This window comes from Pseudoalteromonas sp. 78C3 (genome assembly GCF_002836695.1).
Classification (GTDB): domain Bacteria; phylum Pseudomonadota; class Gammaproteobacteria; order Enterobacterales; family Alteromonadaceae; genus Pseudoalteromonas; species Pseudoalteromonas arctica.
Map to the genome: position 1 here is coordinate 1 of NZ_PJAV01000051.1, position 852 is coordinate 852.

Here is an 852-nt window from a genome sequence, read left to right on the forward strand (position 1 = left end):
CTCACCAGGGCCGAATCTAAATTCATCAACTGTCACTGGTTCAACGTTTTGCCCATCAGCTTGTACAACTGTTAGTTTTAGTTCTGGAATACGAACGTCAAAAAAAGTATTGCTTGAGCCATTAATAAACCTAAGTCTTACTTTTTCTCCAACTTTAAACATTCCTCGCCAATTTGACATTGGCGTACTACCGTTCATTAAAAAGGTCATTGCTGATGCAGATAAGTCAGCTAAATCTGTAGGATTCATTCTCATTTGATTCCACATTTTGCGGCGTTGCAAAGCATTCGAAACACCGCTATTTGAAACGTCATCAAAAAATTCTGGAACAGTGGGCTGATTGAAGTTAAATACATCACTCTGTATTTTTAATTTGCGGAACAGCGCCATTGGGTCATCATCAGTCCAATCAGATAATTGAATAACATGCTCGTTATCTGCACTAATAATATCTTTTTCTCGCGGTTCAATAATTAATGCACCGTACATGCCAGTCATTTCTTGAAAGCCACTATGTGAGTGATACCAATATGTACCGCTTTGTTGTAATTTAAATTTATAAACAAAGGTTTCGCCAGGCATAATGCCTTTAAAACTGATACCAGGTACGCCATCCATTTGGTACGGTAAAATAATGCCATGCCAATGAATTGAACTCGGTACTGATAACTTATTTGTTACTCTAATAGTAACGTCATCGCCTTCTTTGAGGCGCAAGGTAGGGGCGGGTATAGAGCCATTGATAGTTGTCGCCATACGTACTACGCCAGTAAAGTTAACCGGCGATTCATCTATAACCAGATCAATTACTTTGCCGCTAAGTTCGGGCACAGTGCCTGTTATTGTTCCTGT

1 protein-coding gene is annotated in these 852 nt (G+C 39.4%); it reads right to left on the minus strand.

Features of this window, described 5'->3' with window-relative positions; translation table 11 throughout:
* Positions 1–852, minus strand: an 852-nt coding sequence (locus tag CXF76_RS00770; protein WP_157823328.1) for a multicopper oxidase domain-containing protein, incomplete at both ends; no start/stop codon positions are given.